Origin of the sequence: Vibrio sp. 10N.261.54.E10 (assembly GCF_002877735.2) — a bacterium.
Classification (GTDB): Bacteria; Pseudomonadota; Gammaproteobacteria; order Enterobacterales; family Vibrionaceae; genus Vibrio; species Vibrio crassostreae_C.
Genome location: NZ_MCXE02000002.1, coordinates 1,257,074 through 1,275,193 on the forward strand (window position 1 = coordinate 1,257,074; position 18,120 = coordinate 1,275,193).

Here is an 18,120-nt window from a genome sequence, read left to right on the forward strand (position 1 = left end):
GGGATTAATAGGGGCGAGGGTTAGGAGTTATCACTCCTGATCCCAAAGCAAGTAATAAAAGTAGCACGACAACGGCTGACCACATGACACGACGCCCCAAGAAGTGACTGAGCCTTTTTCCATTGTGTTTACCTGAGGCGATTTGGATTAGACCTTTCATCAAATTGAAAGCGATAAAAAACAGCAAAGCGACCAATACGACTTTAAATAACAGAACAAAGGTAGATGACGCCATAGTGATAACTCCAAACCGATTGATTGATGATGAACACAAGTTCCGCAGTAAAGGTTTTTGGATAGCGGTTGTTTTAACTGTGGTTTCAGTCGGCGCTTTAATCAAGTTAGGTTTATGGCAACTCGATCGTGGTAACGAGAAATTACGTTATGAACAGCAACTATCAGAAAGAGCGCAGCAATCGTTTAGGTCATTGGACACGGTTATCTCTGAATGGAAGGGCTCGCGTACACAAGCCCAAGGTACATCTGAACAGCAGTTTTTAAATGGTTTGAAGGTTGATGTTGAATTGGAAACACCAAGTGGTTTGGTGGTCTTGTTAGACAATCAGATTAACCAAGGAACGGTGGGGTATGTGATTTACATGTTGGGTGAGGTTCAATCTAAAGAGCAAGGCAACCAGCTTTTACACGAAAAGCAGTTATTGATCGATCTTGGGTTTGTTCCGGCAAGTAATGACAGAAGAGAACTACCGCAATTAGGAAGTATCACTGTACCAACCAAAATGTCAGGGCGCTTGTATACACGCTCAATTAATCCTTTAAGTCATGAGTTGGGTTTAGAAAATACGACACCGAATAGAATCCAAAACCTAAACATAGCAGCGTTATCACAGTATACAGGACAAGAAGTGCTGCCCTTTGTCTTCCAACCTCAGAGTTTAGATTCATGGCCCTATGAAATGTTATGGCGTCCAACGGCGATGAGGTCTGAGAAGCATTTTGGTTACTCATTTCAATGGTTTGTTATGGCTGCGGTACTTTTGTTTTTGATGTTGTTGATTGGCTATCGGTACCTAAAAGCAACACCTATCACGAGGAATAAGGATGGATAAATCTCAAGCACAAGTGAACAGGGAAATTACCGAGGCAAACATGGCTGAGCTCAGAAGCCGTCGTACTAAAGGACGCTTGGTATTAATCGGACTCGTTTTAATTTTCGCTTTGCCAGCCATTATCGCCAAAACTGTGTTGGATCAGAATTGGTATACGTCAGGTGTCACTAACTCAGGCGAATTGGTAGAACCAAGAATTACACTAGCGGATTTTGGCGTAACGGTACCCATGGCAGGAGAGGGTTGGGTTGTGGGGTATATCGCACCGATGGAGTGCGAAAGCTTGTGTGAACAACAGCTTCATTATTTGAATCAAAGCTACTTAGCGTTAGGGAAAAACAAAGAGCGAGTGACCGCCGTTGTTTTCGTCTCAGAAGGTAACTCGTTGTCGGGTTCGCTCAACAAGCCTGATTTATCTTTGTTAGCTGGTGGTGATCAGTTAAGCACCGAGTTTTCGCCGGCTTCCATTGTCATTATTGACCCGCTAGGACAGTTGGTTATGGAGTACAAAAGCGTGTCGGAACCGTCGCAGTTAGTCGGGCAATCCAAAGGTATGATTCATGATTTAAGAAAGCTACTTAAGCTGTCACGAGTTGGGTAGTTGATGGCGCAAATGCTTGAGCTTAAGCAGCGAAAGGGAATAAGTATAGGGAGATAAGTGATGCAGAATAAAGCCCCTGATTTACTGATGCTTGTGATGAGATTAACTATCTTGTTAACCCTTACCGTGATTGTTCTCGGAGCTTATACACGCCTGTCTGATGCTGGCCTTGGCTGTCCTGACTGGCCGGGTTGTTACGGTAAGATCACCGTTCCGTCTGATGCCCAAGCGGTGAGTCAAGCCAATCTGCAATTTCCAGAGCGAGCTCTTGAAGCAGACAAAGCGTGGATAGAGATGATCCATCGCTACTTTGCAGGAACATTAGGGTTGCTTATCTTTGTCGTTGTAGCTTGGTGTATTAAAAAGAACATCACACCAGTTGGTCTTCCATTACTTATCTCTGCCACTGTGATTTTTCAGGCTTTGCTTGGAATGTGGACGGTGACTCTTAAGTTGATGCCCGTTGTGGTTATGGCGCATTTGATGGGGGGCTTCACGTTGCTGTCACTGTTGTGTCTGCTCTACTGCCGTTTGTCTCAATTCCAAAGCCGTTTTGGCGAGGCTTCTTATTCTCCAACACTTAAATTTTGGGCGTTTTTTGGGTTACTCATTGTGGTTGGGCAGATACTGCTTGGTGGTTGGACATCGTCAAACTATGCCGCTTTGGTGTGTACCCAATTGCCTATTTGTGAAGGTAACTGGATGAGCTACCTCGATTTCAAAAATGCGTTCGATTTTGCTCAACACGGACACGATAACTATGAGTTTGGTGTGTTGGAGTATCCCGCGAGGCTTACCATACATGTCATGCACAGGTTCGGGGCTATTGTGGCGACATTAACGGTGCTGATGGTCGTGTACCAGTTATGGAAGTTTGGCCAAGTGCCTCACCAAAAGCTGAGCATGATTGTCGCAATAGTGTTGTTTACTCAAATCAGCCTTGGGATCAGTAATGTATGGTTTCACCTGCCAATCTCAGTTGCGGTTTTGCATAACCTAGTCGCAGTAATGTTGCTCATCAGCATGGTTGTAACCAATTTTGTGGTGTGGCAACGCAAACCGAGTGAGAGCTTGGTGAAGAACAGTGTATTACAAGGAGGTAATCATGGTCAGTAGAACGTCAACACAGTATGAAGTGGTGGCTCAAGACGCAGCCTTAACTCATAAGATAACAGCCAATAATGACATAACTTTAAGTAACGAAAAGGCTGAAAAAAACAAAGCCACTTGGAAAGTTTATTTAACGCTGACTAAGCCTAAAGTGGTGGCTTTGATGTTGCTGACAGCATTGGTTGGGATGTGTTTGGCCGTGCCGAATGGATTGCCTTTGCAACAAACTTTGTTCGGAATGATTGGGATAGGGTTAATGGCAGGTTCAGCGGCTGCGTTTAACCATTTGATCGATAAAAAGATCGACGGCCAGATGACTCGAACAAATCGACGCCCTTTACCATCCGGTGAGCTGAGTAGTGTGCGTGTGTTTAGCTTTGCAGCAGGTATCGGCTTATTTGGGTTCGCTACGTTAGTGGTGTGGGTCAATCAACTCACGGCTTGGCTAACCTTTGCAAGTTTATTGGGCTATGCGGTCATCTATACCATGTACTTGAAGCGAGCGACGCCACAGAACATCGTAATTGCAGGGATAGCTGGCGCAATGCCACCGTTATTGGGCTGGACGGCAGTCACCAACGAGCTGCATTCAAATGCTTGGTTGTTGGTGATGATCATCTTTATTTGGACGCCTCCTCATTTCTGGGCGTTGGCAATTCATCGTCGTGATGAGTATGCCAAAGTGAACATCCCCATGTTGCCTGTGACTCACGGAATCGAATACACCAAGACGTCTATTCTTCTGTATACCTTTTTGCTTAGCATCGTGTGTATATTGCCTGTATTGGTTGGCATGAGCAGCTGGATATATCTGAGCGCTTCATTGGTGCTCAACGGCGGGTTTGTTTATCACGCTTGGGTACTGAAATATCGTGATGAACCCAATATGGCCATGAAGACCTTTAAGTTCTCCATCTATCATCTCATGATCTTGTTTGTGGCTCTGTTGGCAGACCACTATCTACTTTGACAACTGGCGTTTCTACTTTTAATGAACAAGAAAACGGATGCTTTGGGCATCCGTTTTTGTTTGGTTGATGACTAAAACTCACCCAATACAAAGTAAGTATCTAGCGAGTACTTAGTCCACTTTGTTCCAAGCACTTTGCCAGTGTGAACCGACACCTGGTTCGTACTGAGTTGCTGTTGGAGCCCATTGAACACAGTAGCCAGAGTATGGGAACTCTTTACACTGATAAACGCCACCATCGCTGCTTAGAACCTTTGTTCCTGCTGTGTAAGACTCAATGCTTTCTGGGAACACGAAGTCGTAGTCGCCTGCTGGTGGCGGTGTTTGCTCGTCCATTAGGTGGAAATCAAGCGTGTTCTGATCCACTAAGTTACCTTGGTCATCTTTCGTCACAACCACAAGCATGTGGTGGCCAGCTTCAGACTTAGAAAGAGTCAGTTGAACATCTTCAACTTGTCCGTCTGTTAGATCCGATTTCTGAGATGCAAGTGCTTCACGGTGATGGTTGTACACGGTAAGCTCAGCTTGGATATCGCCTGTTGCCGCTAACGTAAGATCAAGCTGAGTAGGTTGGCTCTCATCGATAATGTACTCTGATTCTAAGCCCGAGACTTCAAGATCATGCTCGGGTTCTGGAGTATCAATCTTGTAGCCGATTTCGACACTGTTAAAGCCAGAGCCTGCTTTTAGATAAACAGGATTCGTGCCGTAAACGGGTGCGAAATCGCCTTGGTCATTCAATTGACCTGCTTTGATTTGCGTCTGCTCTTGGTTGATCTTAGAAGCAAGCGCGTAAGACCAGTTATTGGCTTTGCCTTGTTCAGAAGTTTCAATCACAAGCTCAGTGCTGTATGAAGCGTTCTCACCAGACTGGTCGAATACACGCGTATAAACAGCGTCACCAACATTCAGGTCTTGTGTCGGGTTGATTTGACCACCTTGACCCCAATCAGGAATGATAGGGCCGTCACCATCAAATTTCACGTCGATAACGTTGTAGAAAGCCGCTGCAGTGTCACCTACATCCCATACCGCAAGGATCACTTGATAACCTTCACGCTCTGGCACATTACACAAGTGACTGACTTGCATCGGTGGCTGTTCCATATTGCCTTCAACAACACAGAATGGCGTTAAGTCAAAAGAGCTGCGAGCCAACGGCTGGTTTGGATTCCAGTCGGGTTGAGTAATGTAATATTTCCAATCGCGAGTCTTGTGGTTAGCTGTGAATGTCCACTCGAAGTATTGAGAACCAGACTTGATAGGGCGTTTAACCCAGCGGTCTGCCTTTTGCTCGTCTAGTGCTGCTGCTAAAGAAGATTGCGCACTGGCGATTCTCCCATCAGCAGGGCCAACTTCTGGGAAGCCTTCAGGGCCTTCTACACTTTGTGGTTCGTATTGGATACCACCACAGTTGGTGTTTTTCTCTTGCGTATCACTCGCAGGGAACTTACATAGGGCAACACGGCTCTCAGCTACGCCATTGTTGTATGCCGAGACATAACCGTGACCGAAGCTTGCACCGCTCACGCTAAGAAGCGATAGCGCGATGAGTGATTTTTTTTGGAGTTGTTTCATTATTTGCCCTTACTGTATTTGGCCGACAAAAAAGAGAACACCCCGGCATGCATTTACACTTAAATTCTATTAAGTGGCGGCCCCGCTATCATAGACAGAATATTTGTCGACAGACCGGTGGCTTTGCGTCTTATTCTTTCAAATAGTTTGCCAGAAGTGCGTTTGAGCAATCGAAATGTAGCCAACCAGTTTTATAAATGCGAATCAATCGATTGAAATGTGGAATGCCAATCTCGAACTTTTAATTCTTGATACAAATTAACTTGCTATATGTTTAGTTCGTTAACGTATAAATTATTGATATAAATAAAGAAAGCATTTGCTCTAATCGTTTTAGTGAATGACTTTGGGTTGTTTCGCTTCGCTCTGTACAACAATTGTGCACATATCAAAACCAAACCTTTGGTTTCCACTAACCGAACCCTGACACGCCATGTATGAAAAACCGGACAATTGATTGGTATGAATTATATAAAGGAGCCGGTATGGAATTCACAGAACTAGACAGAGACGCGTTGTATCAAACGTGGATGTCACAAAAATCGAGAATGCGAATTACGCAGATGGAGTTTTCAAAAAAGCTAGGCATGAACCAGCTTGATTTCTCAAGAGTGCTAAGAGGGGAGACGCCATTAACCATGTCTTTCATTAGTCATTTTTGTCGTTTACTTCATTTGGAACCAAGGAATGTATTCCCCTCGCTAAAAGAGGGCAATGAATCGGGGCCTAAAGTGGTCTACCTGAAAAGTAGAATGAGTGTTGATGGTGAGATCCAAAATGCTTATATTGAAGGAAATCAGGTAATTGTAGAGTACGCACACACTGTTCAACATGATTAATTTTAGAGTTAGCTCTGATTTTTAACCCCCTTTTTCTACAACCTTTTCACATAGGGTATGTCATACTTAATTAGATTCCTTAATTTTGACTAAGTGCGTTATGAACCCTTTAAAAGTCCTTTTGCTTGTTGCAACCAGCATTTTCTTGCTTGGTTGTGCAGGCGGCCCAATTAGAACCGCTACTAAATTTACCAGCTACGAAGATTTTCAGGCTGGGCCTGACGGAGGCGTCGACTTGGTTTGGGCAAGGGTTGGGCTACGTGACGCGCAGCGTTTGAAATCCAAGTTAGATGACTACGATTCTGTAGTGATCGACCGTGAAGCGGGTAATAAAGACTTTTCAACCATGATTGACTCGCTTGATGATGCCAAAGATGCGATCAACTATTGGGTTGAACGTTTAGGTGATACTCTACAGAATATCGATGACGCTTAGAAAGAGCCTGTAATGCTAGAGAAAGAGAACCTGATTAAGTTGGCTCGAATGCAGATGCCATTTGGAAAGTACGCGGGTCGTACACTGATTGACTTACCTGAAGAATATTTGCTGTGGTTTGATAAAAAGGGATTCCCGTCTGGTGAACTCGGCGATTTATTGAAACTGTGCCTTGCTCTGAAAATTGAAGGGCTTGATAGTGTCGTCAAGCCATTGAAAAGAATGTAATTAAATAAAAGCTCACGCTGATCACGTGAGCTTTTTTGTTTTTGAGTTCGACACAATTTTACATGCATGATGTAGCTTGAAGAATGGCTCTTCTTACCTTGCTATAAAATACGCAATCGATAGCGTGTAAATAATGGTATACAGGGTGTTTTAAATATAAAACACAAAAAAAATTGCGTTTATTTTTAATTAGTGATTGAAACTAGAGTTTTTACTAGTTAAGTTACAGGGAACAAGAAGATTAGTGCTGATAGAAAGTGACGTGAGACAACGTACATTCAGCTCAAGGATAGAAAAAAGGAAGAAGTAAGCAATGTTCCAGACTGATGATGTAAGAATTAACAAAGTAAAAGAGTTATTACCCCCTGTTGCTGTTTTAGAAAAGTTTCCAGCGACAGAAGTTGCTTCTTCTACAACCTTTGAAAGCCGCAAAGCGATCCACAATATTTTAGAAGAGAGCGATGATCGCTTGCTTGTTATTGTCGGCCCATGTTCTATTCATGACACAGAAGCTGCTCTTGAGTACGGTAAACGTTTGAAAGTGTTGCGCGACGAACTTGGTGATAACCTTGAAATCGTAATGCGTGTTTACTTTGAAAAACCACGTACAACTGTTGGTTGGAAAGGTCTAATAAATGACCCGTACATGAACGATACGTTCAAGCTAAATGATGGCCTTCGTCTAGGACGTAAGCTACTGCTGGACCTAACTGACATGGGCATGCCAACGGCAAGCGAATTCCTAGACATGATCACGCCTCAATACGTTGCTGACCTAATCAGCTGGGGTGCAATCGGCGCACGTACTACAGAATCTCAAGTTCACCGCGAACTGGCTTCTGGCTTATCTTGCCCAGTTGGATTTAAGAATGGTACTGATGGCAACATCAAGATTGCAACAGATGCTATTCGCTCTGCTAGCGCTTCTCACCACTTCTTATCAGTAACTAAGTACGGTCACTCAGCTATCGTTGAAACAGCAGGTAACCCTGATTGTCATATCATCCTACGTGGTGGCAAAGAGCCAAATTACAGCGCAGAACACGTTGGTAAGATTAAAGAAGAGCTAGCAGCTTCTGGTCTTCCACAAAAAGTGATGATCGATTTCAGCCACGCAAACAGCTCTAAGCAGTTTAAGCGTCAAATGAACGTATCTGACGACGTAAGCGCACAAATTTCTGGTGGCGACAAAGCTATCTTTGGTGTGATGATTGAATCTCATCTTGTTGAAGGTCGCCAAGACCTGGTTGAGGGCAAAGCTGCAACGTACGGCCAATCTGTTACTGATGCGTGTATTGGTTGGGAAGACACTGAAACAGTACTTCGCCAGCTGGCAGACGCTGTTGAAGCTCGTCGTAACAAATAGACTAATTACAGTCAGCGATTAAGCTACTGAAAATTCAAAGCCCTTAGTTAGCAACAGCTAATAAGGGCTTTTTTGTGGATCTTAGTTGAAAACTGGAAGTGTCTGTATTCTTAAATGAGAAAAGACAGTAACTCGTCGACTTTAAGTGACAGTAAAGCTTTATCTTGTTTGGTTTCAACGTTAAGGCGTATTAATGGCTCGGTATTGGACTTTCTTAAGTTGAAGCGCCATGAGCCCATATTCATGCTGATTCCGTCTGTGTGATCGATCTCAACGGCATTATCTTGGTAGTGCGATAACACGCAAGCCATGACCTGCTCTGGGTCTGAGACTCTTCGATTGATCTCCCCGGAAGAGGGGAATCTATCTATACTAGTACTCGTTAATTGGTGAAGAGATTGTTGAGTTTTCGACATCAGCTCGATAACCAATAGCCAAGGAATCATGCCTGAATCGCAATATCCAAAATCACGAAAATAATGGTGTGCGCTCATTTCGCCCCCATAGACGGCATTCGTTTCACGCATCTTCTCTTTGATCAGTGCGTGTCCTGCTTTAATTCCAATCGCTTTTCCACCATGCGTTTTTGCGATTTCAATTGTGTTCCAGGTCATGCGCATATCGTGCAATACAGTCGTGTTAGGCTGTTTGACCAAGAATGCTTCAGCAAGCAACCCTACAATGTAATAACCCTCGATGTAATTGCCTTGCTCATCAAAGAAAAAGCATCGGTCGAAGTCTCCATCCCAAGCAATTCCAAGGTTGGCAGAATGCTCTAAAACGGCATCTCGAGTGGCTGCTTGGTTCTCTCTAATCAAAGGGTTTGGAATACCATTTGGGAAGTTTCCATCAGGGTTATGATGAACTTTGATGAAGGTGATAGGGACACCGAGTTCGTTAAATTTATTATCTAAAGCATCAATGATATGTCCTGCAACACCGTTCCCAGCATTAACCACAATCTTCATCGGTGACAGCTTTGATGGGGTTATGTACGAGAGTAGGTGCTCAACGTACGGAGCAAGAATACTGTTCGATCTACTAGAGTTACTTGGTTGTGCATGAACGAACGGTAAATTGCAGTTCAGCTCTTGATGAAGTTCTTCAATGCGTCGTTTGATTTCATCTAAACCACTGTTTTTACTGATAGGGCTAGCGTCTACACCGACCATTTTCATGCCGTTGTAATTGATTGGGTTGTGGCTGGCTGTGATTTGTATTCCGCCAATCGCTTTTAGGTAACGAGTCGCAAAGTAGACCTCTTCAGTGCCAGTCATACCTAGATCAATGACGGTAATCCCTGACTCGATTAAGCCTTTGGTCATGGCTTCTTGTAATGACAGGGAGGTTTTGCGGTTATCACGACCAATCACTACCTGCGCCAAACCATCGAGTGAGGTTTCAGGCTTAGCGGATAGGACGTATTCGCCAAATGCCTTACCGAGCAGGTAGGCGAGTGGCTCATTGATTTGTTTACCAATGACGCCGCGGATATCGTTGTTCTTAAAGCAGTTTAGGTCTAATGTTGGTTTCATCGATTTGTCGCTGCTTTATTTCGTTTGGTTGTGCTTTGATGAGTGGACTTGTTGCTTGCGCACGTCTCGCCCATAACTGTCTTGATATCGAATGATGTCGCCTTCACTTAAATGACTGCCTGTTTGTACTTCAATCATCTCGAGTGGAAGATCCCCTGGGTTCTCTAGGCTGTGAATATGACCTAAAGGGATGTAAGTGGATTGATCTTCTTCAACCAGATAGGTTTTCTCATTGTTGGTCACTTTCGCAGTACCCGCCACGACTACCCAATGTTCCGCTCTATGGTGGTGCATTTGTAACGACAACTTGTGACCGGGTTTAACGGTGATACGTTTAACTTTGTCGCGCTTGCCTAGGTCGATAACATCGTATTTACCCCAAGGTCTAAACACCTCACGATGATGCACATGTTCTGTGCGACCCGCTTGATTTAGTTGACTGACAATCGATTTAACACCCTGAACCTTGTCTTTATTTGCAACCAATATAGCGTCTTTGGTTTCGACAATAATCAGGTTGTCGACACCTACCGTCGCAACCAGCTTATTTTCAGCATGGATGTAGTTGTGTTGAGAGTCGACGGTTAACACATCACCTTCAATGACGTTATTGTGCTGATCTTTTTCGCTTACATCCCAGATCGCGGACCATGAGCCAATATCGTTCCAGCCGACATCCATCGGGATCACCGCGGCGTGCGAGGTCTTTTCCATCACGGCGTAATCGATTGAATCACTTGGACTGCTTTTGAATGCTTCAGCGTCTATACGGATAAAGTCGAGGTCGGTATTTTGCGTTGCAAGAGCGAGTTTACAAGCCGCTACTATCTCAGGGTGGTGTTCGGCGAGTTCTTCAACATAGCGTGATGCCTTAAACATGAACATGCCACTGTTCCATAAGTATTGTTCTGAGCGGATGTACTCTTCTGCTGTTGCTGTGTCTGGCTTTTCTACAAAGCATTCTATGGCGAAGGCGTGATTGATTGGCTGCTCTGTTCCATTAGTATCAGTTTGAGCACTGGAGGAAAGAGGCTCTCCCTGCTTGATATAGCCATAGCCAGTCTCTGGGGAGCTAGGTGTTATACCGAATGTCACCAGCTTGCCTTGTTTTGCATAATCAACACCACGACTAATCGCTTGTTGGAATTCAGAGGTTTTCGCGATGTGATGATCAGCAGCCAGCACTAACAAGATAGGGTCGGATGCGCTTTGTTCATTAAGCGGTGGTTTACTTAAAGCCTTTAGGGCGGCAAGCGCAATGGCTGGGGCTGTATTTCTACCGACTGGCTCTAGCAGAATACCACTATGTTGAATGTTAGCTGATCGAGCTTGTTCAGCGGCAATAAAGCGATGCTCTTCATTACAGATAATGAATGGGGCATCGCATTTACTATCCATCAAGTGCTCTTCAAGGCCTTGCAGGCGTTGAAGTGTGTGCTGAAGCATTGACTGGTCGCCGGCAATATTGAGAAATTGCTTAGGGTAAAGCTCGCGAGACAGTGGCCAGAGACGACTTCCGGAGCCGCCGGCTAGAATGACAGGTAAAATCATAGCGTGGTAATTAGGTGCATTAGAATACTGCCAGCATATTACCACGCTTCACGCTTATTACTTATCGATAACCAAGAAGGATATGACTATCGATGACCTTCCGTAGGGGAGTTCAACATGTCTTTGGGATCGCTAATATTCTGATTATCACCTAGGCTTTGAACGCTGTTATGATCTTGAACATTAGAAAAGTCTTGAGGGTCAATCTTGAGTGTCTGTGTTGGGAACGCGATGTCTGCATTGTGTTTATGAATAATCGCCAGAACCTGTAACAGAACGTCTTGCTTCACTTTGTGGTACCTGATCCAGTTGACTGTTTTTGTGAAGGTATAGATAAAGAAGTTGAGCGTTGATGGCCCAAATTTGTCAAAGTTAACGATCAACGTCTGTTTGGCATCAATATCAGGGTGGGTCTCGAGCATGGTTCTTACATCATCAACAATGAGCGCCAATTTGTCTGCATCTTGATAACGAAGACCAAAGGTTTCATTGATTCTACGATTCAACATTCTCGATGGATTCTCTACCACAATACTACTGAACACCGAATTTGGCACGTACAAAGGACGCTTATCAAAAGTGCGGATGATCGTCATGCGCCAACCAATGCGTTCGACAGTGCCTTCGATTTGACGATCGGGAGAACGTATCCAATCACCGACTTTAAAAGGGCGGTCGAAGTAAATCATCATGCCACCGAAGAAATTCGACAGTAAGTCCTTAGCCGCTAAACCGACGATCAAGCCACCAACACCACCAAAGGTGAGTAAGCCTGATAGGCTGAGTCCAAACGCTTGCATGATTGTCAGGCCGCCCATGACCATAAAGAACAGACGAGCTACTTTTGCAATCGCCTGTACAGTTGTCTCATCCCTGTTTTTTTGCTCTAAGACGTATGCTTCAGCATTGGTGATCATTCGTAAGGTGAACCAAACGAAGGTACATATGATCAATATGTGCTTGAGAGTTTTTAACCAGTTGATTTCATTGCCAAACTGATCTTGAAGAATCAACCCGATAGATACGGTCGCTGGCCAACACCAAAGTAACGTACTGACAGGGGTTTTCAGTGCCTCTAGTAGTAGGTCATCCCAGTGAAAGTGGGTTCTCTGTACCAGAACTTCCAAGCGATTATGGATAATTCGCCAAGCTACCCAAGCGAGAAAACTCGCAATAGTGATGCATAGGACGCTGTTTGCCCAATCACTATGGCTCTGGTTGATGTAGGTTTGTACTTGGGTTATGAATTCATTCATTGTGTGTGCTGCCGCAGAAATTATGAATTGGAAATTAGCAGAAACTCGAGTTGTTCTCTACCTTTATAAATCAAGCGATTATGACAATAGTATAACCTTATTCTTGCAGAACTAACTTTTTTTGAGATAGAAACTAATGTAGGTTTGGCTATCCCGTGTAATTAAAATTTCTAAACAGGATTTCAAATGAGCGACAAACAATATGCAGTTATCGGTTTAGGGCGATTTGGTCTGTCTGTTTGCAAAGAGCTACAAAGTTCAGGGGCACAGGTACTGGCCGTCGATATTGATGAAGAGCGAGTGAAAGAAGCAGCGGCTTTTGTTTCACAAGCGATTGTTGCGAACTGCACGAGCGAAGAGACGGTGAAAGAGTTAAGACTCGATGATTACGATATGGTGATGGTGTCGATAGGCTCTGACGTTAACTCAAGCATTCTAACGACTTTGGTGGTGAAAGAATCTGGAGCAAAAGCAGTCTGGGTTAAGGCGAACGATAAGTTTCACGGCAAGATTCTCTCTAAGATTGGTGCTGACCATATCATCATGCCTGAACGAGATATGGGCATTCGTGTTGCGCGTAAAATGTTGGATAGACGCGTTCTTGAGTTTATCGATCTTGGCAGCGGTTTAGCGATGACGGAGATTGTTATTGGTTCTAATTTGTTGGGTAAGAAACTTGGCGACCTTAAGCTGTGTAAAGAAAATGGTGTTGAAGTACTTGGCTTCAAGCGAGGACCGAACCTAACTAAAGCTCCAGAACTGGATGTGAGTTTAGAAATTGGGGATGTGGTGATCATCGCTGGGCCGAAAGAGACCTTATCTAGAAAGCTACGCAATTGGTAATTGGCAATAAGGTAACAGTATGAATTCGTTAAAACGAAAAGGTACTTTCTACACGCTTAAGAGTGATAAAAAGCCACGTAAAGGCTCTGAACCTAAGATTATCCTTACGAGCTTCTTAGGCGTACTTATCCCCTCTGCAATATTGTTGACGATGCCTGTATTCTCTGTGACAGGCCTAAGTTTTACGGATGCACTGTTTACAGCAACCTCGGCGATCAGTGTGACAGGATTAGGTGTTGTCGATACCGGTGAGCATTTCACCTTGGCGGGTAAAATCTTACTGATGTTCTTGATGCAAGTCGGCGGGTTAGGGCAGATGACTCTATCTGCGGTACTGCTTTACATGTTCGGTGTTAGGTTAAGCCTTAAACAACAAGCACTCGCGAAAGAAGCGCTTGGCCAAGATCGTAAGATTAACCTTCGTAAATTGGTTAAGAAGATCATCATCTTTGCATTAGTGGCTGAATTTATCGGTTTTGTATTGCTCTGCTTCCGCTGGGTACCTGAGATGGGATGGTCAACGGGCAGTTTTTATGCTCTATTTCATGCGATATCTGCATTCAATAACGCAGGTTTTGCACTGTTTTCAGACAGTATGATGAGTTTTGTTGATGATCCGCTGGTGATCTTCACCTTAGCTGGCTTGTTCATTTTCGGCGGATTAGGCTTCACAGTCGTCGGCGACCTATCGAGTAACTGGCGTAAAGGTTTTCGACATCTTCATTTACACACCAAGATTATGCTAACCGCCACTCCGACTCTATTGTTGGTAGGTACGGTATTGTTCTGGCTGCTAGAAAGAAATAACTCAGCAACCATGGAAGGGTTATCGACTCAAGGACAGTGGCTAGCCGCATTTTTTCAGTCGGCAAGTGCTCGTACTGCTGGCTTTAATAGTGTGGATTTGTCTCAGTACACACAGCCTGCGTTGCTGGTAATGATTGTACTGATGTTGATTGGTGCAGGTTCTACCTCAACAGGTGGTGGTATTAAGGTTTCGACCTTTGCAGTAGCCTTTGTCGCAACGTGGACCTTCCTCCGTCAGAAAAAGCACGTGGTGATGTTTAAGCGCACTGTGACTTGGCAAGCGGTAACAAAGTCATTGGCCATTATTGTGGTAAGTGGGGCGTTATTAACCACCGCGATGTTTTTGTTAATGCTTACTGAAAAGGCAGCGTTTGATCGAGTCATGTTTGAGGTGATTTCTGCCTTTGCAACGGTTGGTTTAACAGCTGGCTTAACCGCAAACCTGACTGAGCCAGGTAAATACATCATGATTGTGGTTATGGTGATTGGACGTATCGGCCCCCTGACCTTGGCTTATATGCTAGCTCGTCCAGAACCTTCCTTGTTGAAATACCCTGAAGACACGGTGTTAACGGGTTAATTAGGTCCACGGGCTGATAAATAAAGCTCTGTAAATAAAAACAAAGCTAGCGATATGCTGGCTTTGTTGTCATAGGCTGATCGTTAATTGCTGAATGCCTATCCCTCAAACATCTCAACGTATTCCTCATAGCCTTCTTCTGCTAATTTATCCGCAGGGATAAAGCGCATTGCGGCTGAGTTCATGCAGTAACGTAACCCTGTTGGTTTTGGACCATCTTTGAATACATGCCCCAGGTGGGAATCGCCAAACTTACTGCGAACCTCTGTTCTTGGGTAAAGCAGTTTGTAGTCAGTAGTTGTGACGACATAAGCCTCGCTGATTGGCTGTGTAAAGCTCGGCCAGCCTGTGCCTGACTTGTATTTGTCTTTTGAAGAGAACAATGGCTCCCCAGTTACGATATCAACGTAAATACCTTCTTGCTTGTTATCCCAGTATTTGTTGTCAAATGGGCGCTCAGTAGCGTCTTCTTGCGTTACATCGTATTGAAGTGCCGTTAGCTTCGCTTTGATCTCCGCGTCAGACGGCTTAACGTAGGTTTTAGCATTGGCTGTCGCATTCTTACTGTCGATGATCTGACGTAGTGTTTTAGGGTTGTCCTTTCTATCATCACCGAAGATTTTATCTAGGTACTGATCGCGGCCAGAAGCATAGCGGTAGTAGTTATAACGAACTTTACTCTTCTTGTAATAGTCTTGGTGATAGTCTTCCGCTGGCCAGAATTTTTCAAACTTAATCAGTTCTGTTTTTAGTGGTTCACCAAAGATCTGAGCTTTGTCTATCTCCATCATGAAGTTTTGAGCGACGTCTTTCTGTTCTTGGTTATGATAGAAAATAGCAGGTCGATATTGTGGACCTCTATCTACGAAAGAGCCTTTGTCGTCGGTTGGGTCGATGTGTTGGAAGAATTGGTCAAGCACCTGTTCATAGCTGACCACATCAGGGTTATAGGTCACATTGATTACTTCGATGTGGCCAGATTTACCCGATGAAACTTGTTTGTAGGTTGGGTTTTCTAATTTACCACCAGAATACCCAGAGATAACGTCTGTCACGCCTGTCAGTTTTTCTAGATCGGATTCTGTACACCAAAAACAACCACCAGCCAGTGTCGCGATTTCAGTTTTACCTGAACTAGCCGTTTTATCCATTGTATTGGCAGTGCCAGTCTGGCTTACAAACAGCGAAATCAGTGGTAGTGTAACCACGAGTGATACCAATATTTTAGATAATTTATTCATAGATACCTCATCTTGACGTTTTTCTCATTCGATTTTGAATGTACGAATAGAGACAGGTTTTAGATGGAAAAAATTACACTATTCATGAAAAAAATATCTCAAATAGAAAATCTTGCTCATAAATGCTGCCAGTAGTAGGGTGTAGGCATTGATATAAAATACCAAATAATGATGACGTTTTCGTACATCTAAGGATCAACATGCAAGCAGAAGTTAAATGGGTCGAAGGCTTTAAATTCCTAGGTCAATCTCAATCAGGTCACTCTGTCGTTATGGATGGAAGTGGTGGTGCTACTGCGCCAAGCCCGATGGAAATGGTGCTAATGGCCGCTGGTGGTTGTAGCTCTGTTGATGTGGTAGATGGATTGAAATCTGCTGGTCAAAGCATTACAGGCTGTAACGCGAAACTTGAAACTACACGTCGTGAAACCGCGCCAAAAATCTTTACTGCGATTAACATTCACTTTGAAGTTTCAGGTGACAACCTTGATCCTAAGTTGGTTGCAAAAGTATGCGCTGATTCATTGGAAAAGTACTGTTCAGTGTGCCTAATGCTAGGTGCAGGCGTAGAAATGACGCACAGCTGGGAAATCGTCTAGTCTTCTGGCTGTATAGCTTGGCTTTGAGTCGTTACTTTTCGGCTTATGAGCAAACATAGATAAAGAAAGGGAGGAGCACTTAGCAGTGCTCCTCCCTTGTTATTAAGGAAGTCGTTATTACGTTAGAATACGATTATTCCACTGTTTCAATGATAACTTCTTCAACTTGAACATCTTCTTGGTACTCGAAGCTTGGGATTGTTGCTTCCACACGACGGTTTTGAGCACGACCTTCAGCCGTATCGTTTGATGCGATTGGGTTTTCTTCCCCTTCACCAGAAGCGGTAATGCGATCAGCTTCAATACCTTGCTCTTCGATGTATGCTGCTACTGCTGCCGCACGTTTCTTAGAGATCATCATGTTGTACTCAGCTGCACCTGTTGAATCTGTGTGACCAACAATGTTAACGGTAGACTGAGGGTATGTTTGTAAGACTTCCACAATTGGCTGTATAGCGGCTTTACCTTCGTCTGAAAGTTCTGTGCTGTTAGTCGCAAATGTACCTTGAGAGAAACTCTCAGTTTGCGCTTTGGTAACCACTACCTCCGCTTCCTCTTCAACGACCACAGCTTCTGGCTCTGTGATTGGTTCAGAAGGTGCTTGAGTTACAGCCGCCGCAGAAGCTGCAGCCGCTGATGCGGTTGTATTACCCGTGCCGAAATTGTAGCTAAGACCTACTGTGACAAGGTTGGAGTTTAGGTCTTGGATGATCTTATCGTCAAAATCATCGAAGTATTGGTATTCCACTCTCAGCGCCCAATCGTCTGAAAGCTGTTTCTCGGCACCGATACCTAAGGCTAAAACAACGTCGTCTTCGTCATCGTGCATGATGTAAGCAGGACCTGCTTTAAAGAAGATATCAAACTCTTGTTTAATCGCTAGTCGATACATTGGGCTTAAAGAAATGGCTACGATAGAATCGCTGTATCTTTGAGTCGCTCCGTTGTTGTTAAAGCTGGTGTCATAATCACCTAAGTAATCTGCATTCAATTCTAGAGCAATGTTATCGGTAAAGTTGTAACCACCGTAAATACCGCCCGCCACTGAATCATCTTCACAATCAATGTTGTCGACACAAGCGCTATCTAGCCAACCCATGCCAACTTTTGCGCCTACGTATGTCGTTGCGGCAATTGATGGAGCAGCAGCGAAACCTGAAGCAGCTATCACAGCACACATGATTTTTGACAATTTTTTCATAATCTTATCCTTGGATTAACTCTTATTGTTATCTGAATGAGCCTTTAAAGCGACGACTTACTGATTGGGACACTGCAACAGTAGATCGTTCAAGGCGTAGATTCAGGTCGAACCTATCTTGGAATTGTTATTACATTGTTAGTACAGTTGCTTATTATGGTCAATGAAATTGTTAAAAATTATATATTTAAGGTGCTATTTACAGAGGTTTTTGTCAATTAATTGCTGTCTCAAATGTTGGAAACGAAGAAACCTCGTATCATTTTTAGGCGATACGAGGTTTCATTTTCATGTGTACGGAATGTTTGG

Annotated in this window: 18 protein-coding genes and 1 riboswitch; of the genes, 11 read left to right on the top strand and 7 right to left on the bottom strand. The window is 44.0% G+C overall.

The genetic code is table 11. From position 1 onward, the window contains the following. Positions 1-4: 4 nt before the first annotated feature. Positions 5-235 (bottom strand): DUF2909 family protein, encoded by a 231-nt coding sequence (locus tag BCU07_RS16810; protein ID WP_017064837.1) that lies wholly within the window; start codon positions 233-235, stop codon positions 5-7. Between BCU07_RS16810 and BCU07_RS16815 the strand changes: the two genes are divergently transcribed. From BCU07_RS16815 to cyoE, 4 genes are read left to right on the top strand one after another with little or no spacing between them, the layout of a single operon-like run. Beyond that, positions 123-1,070, top strand: a complete 948-nt coding sequence (locus BCU07_RS16815; RefSeq protein WP_102428788.1) for an SURF1 family protein — start codon at positions 123-125, stop codon at positions 1,068-1,070. The genes BCU07_RS16810 and BCU07_RS16815 overlap by 113 nt on opposite strands. Further along, a complete protein-coding gene (locus BCU07_RS16820; RefSeq protein ID WP_017061753.1) occupies positions 1,063-1,671 on the top strand; it encodes a hypothetical protein in 609 nt (202 codons plus the stop codon). The genes BCU07_RS16815 and BCU07_RS16820 overlap by 8 nt, the downstream gene beginning before the upstream one ends. Positions 1,672-1,731: 60 nt before the next feature. Then, the gene (locus tag BCU07_RS16825) at positions 1,732-2,787 is read left to right on the top strand and encodes a COX15/CtaA family protein (protein WP_102428789.1); all 1,056 of its coding nucleotides are present in this window, start codon (positions 1,732-1,734) and stop codon (positions 2,785-2,787) included. Further along, complete coding sequence (gene cyoE / locus BCU07_RS16830) at positions 2,777-3,751, top strand: heme o synthase (RefSeq protein WP_017066082.1); 975 nt, start codon at positions 2,777-2,779, stop codon at positions 3,749-3,751. The genes BCU07_RS16825 and cyoE overlap by 11 nt, the downstream gene beginning before the upstream one ends. Before the next feature lie 111 nt (positions 3,752-3,862). Here cyoE and gbpA read toward each other — a convergent pair whose 3' ends face one another. Next, entirely contained in the window at positions 3,863-5,329 is a 1,467-nt protein-coding gene (gene gbpA / locus BCU07_RS16835) for an N-acetylglucosamine-binding protein GbpA (protein ID WP_102428790.1), read from the bottom strand. Positions 5,330-5,401: 72 nt separating this feature from the next. Beyond that, positions 5,402-5,491: riboswitch (cyclic di-GMP riboswitch) on the bottom strand. 323 nt (positions 5,492-5,814) lie between these two features. Between gbpA and BCU07_RS16840 the strand changes: the two genes are divergently transcribed. The 4 genes from BCU07_RS16840 (at position 5,815) to aroG (ending at position 8,198) form a co-directional block, all read left to right on the top strand. Further along, positions 5,815-6,168, top strand: a complete 354-nt coding sequence (locus BCU07_RS16840) for a hypothetical protein (protein WP_017061749.1) — start codon at positions 5,815-5,817, stop codon at positions 6,166-6,168. A gap of 100 nt (positions 6,169-6,268) precedes the next feature. Then, entirely contained in the window at positions 6,269-6,604 is a 336-nt protein-coding gene (locus BCU07_RS16845; protein ID WP_102428791.1) for a hypothetical protein, read from the top strand. 12 nt (positions 6,605-6,616) lie between these two features. After that, positions 6,617-6,832: a DUF3820 family protein gene (locus BCU07_RS16850; protein WP_004730103.1), complete on the top strand. Its 216-nt coding sequence runs from the start codon at positions 6,617-6,619 to the stop codon at positions 6,830-6,832. 313 nt (positions 6,833-7,145) lie between these two features. Then, positions 7,146-8,198: a 3-deoxy-7-phosphoheptulonate synthase AroG gene (gene aroG, locus BCU07_RS16855; RefSeq protein ID WP_017061746.1), complete on the top strand. Its 1,053-nt coding sequence runs from the start codon at positions 7,146-7,148 to the stop codon at positions 8,196-8,198. Between the two features lie 110 nt (positions 8,199-8,308). Here aroG and BCU07_RS16860 read toward each other — a convergent pair whose 3' ends face one another. The 3 genes from BCU07_RS16860 to BCU07_RS16870 all read right to left on the bottom strand — a co-directional run bounded on the left by BCU07_RS16860 (position 8,309) and on the right by BCU07_RS16870 (position 12,540). After that, on the bottom strand, positions 8,309-9,733 hold the full coding sequence (locus BCU07_RS16860; protein WP_102428792.1) for a phosphomannomutase CpsG: 1,425 nt from the start codon (positions 9,731-9,733) through the stop codon (positions 8,309-8,311). Between the two features lie 15 nt (positions 9,734-9,748). Beyond that, entirely contained in the window at positions 9,749-11,284 is a 1,536-nt protein-coding gene (locus tag BCU07_RS16865) for a mannose-1-phosphate guanylyltransferase/mannose-6-phosphate isomerase (RefSeq protein WP_065675871.1), read from the bottom strand. 86 nt (positions 11,285-11,370) lie between these two features. Continuing rightward, complete coding sequence (locus BCU07_RS16870) at positions 11,371-12,540, bottom strand: mechanosensitive ion channel family protein (protein ID WP_065585022.1); 1,170 nt, start codon at positions 12,538-12,540, stop codon at positions 11,371-11,373. Positions 12,541-12,726: 186 nt separating this feature from the next. On the opposite strand from BCU07_RS16870, the gene BCU07_RS16875 reads away from it, so the two are divergent. Together BCU07_RS16875 and BCU07_RS16880 are read left to right on the top strand one after the other, a co-directional pair. Further along, positions 12,727-13,383 (top strand): potassium channel family protein, encoded by a 657-nt coding sequence (locus BCU07_RS16875; RefSeq protein WP_017065605.1) that lies wholly within the window; start codon positions 12,727-12,729, stop codon positions 13,381-13,383. Between the two features lie 19 nt (positions 13,384-13,402). Continuing rightward, positions 13,403-14,770 (top strand): TrkH family potassium uptake protein, encoded by a 1,368-nt coding sequence (locus tag BCU07_RS16880; protein WP_017065604.1) that lies wholly within the window; start codon positions 13,403-13,405, stop codon positions 14,768-14,770. A gap of 98 nt (positions 14,771-14,868) precedes the next feature. On the opposite strand, the gene msrB is transcribed toward BCU07_RS16880, so the two are convergent. Continuing rightward, positions 14,869-16,011 carry a peptide-methionine (R)-S-oxide reductase MsrB gene (gene msrB, locus BCU07_RS16885; protein WP_102428793.1) on the bottom strand — a complete coding sequence of 381 codons (1,143 nt, stop codon included), beginning with the start codon at positions 16,009-16,011 and terminating at the stop codon, positions 14,869-14,871. A gap of 200 nt (positions 16,012-16,211) precedes the next feature. Between msrB and BCU07_RS16890 the strand changes: the two genes are divergently transcribed. Beyond that, positions 16,212-16,610 carry an OsmC family protein gene (locus BCU07_RS16890; RefSeq protein WP_102428794.1) on the top strand — a complete coding sequence of 133 codons (399 nt, stop codon included), beginning with the start codon at positions 16,212-16,214 and terminating at the stop codon, positions 16,608-16,610. A 133-nt stretch (positions 16,611-16,743) separates the two neighbouring features. Here BCU07_RS16890 and BCU07_RS16895 read toward each other — a convergent pair whose 3' ends face one another. After that, a complete protein-coding gene (locus BCU07_RS16895; RefSeq protein ID WP_102428795.1) occupies positions 16,744-17,811 on the bottom strand; it encodes an OmpA family protein in 1,068 nt (355 codons plus the stop codon). Positions 17,812-18,120 lie beyond the last annotated feature (309 nt).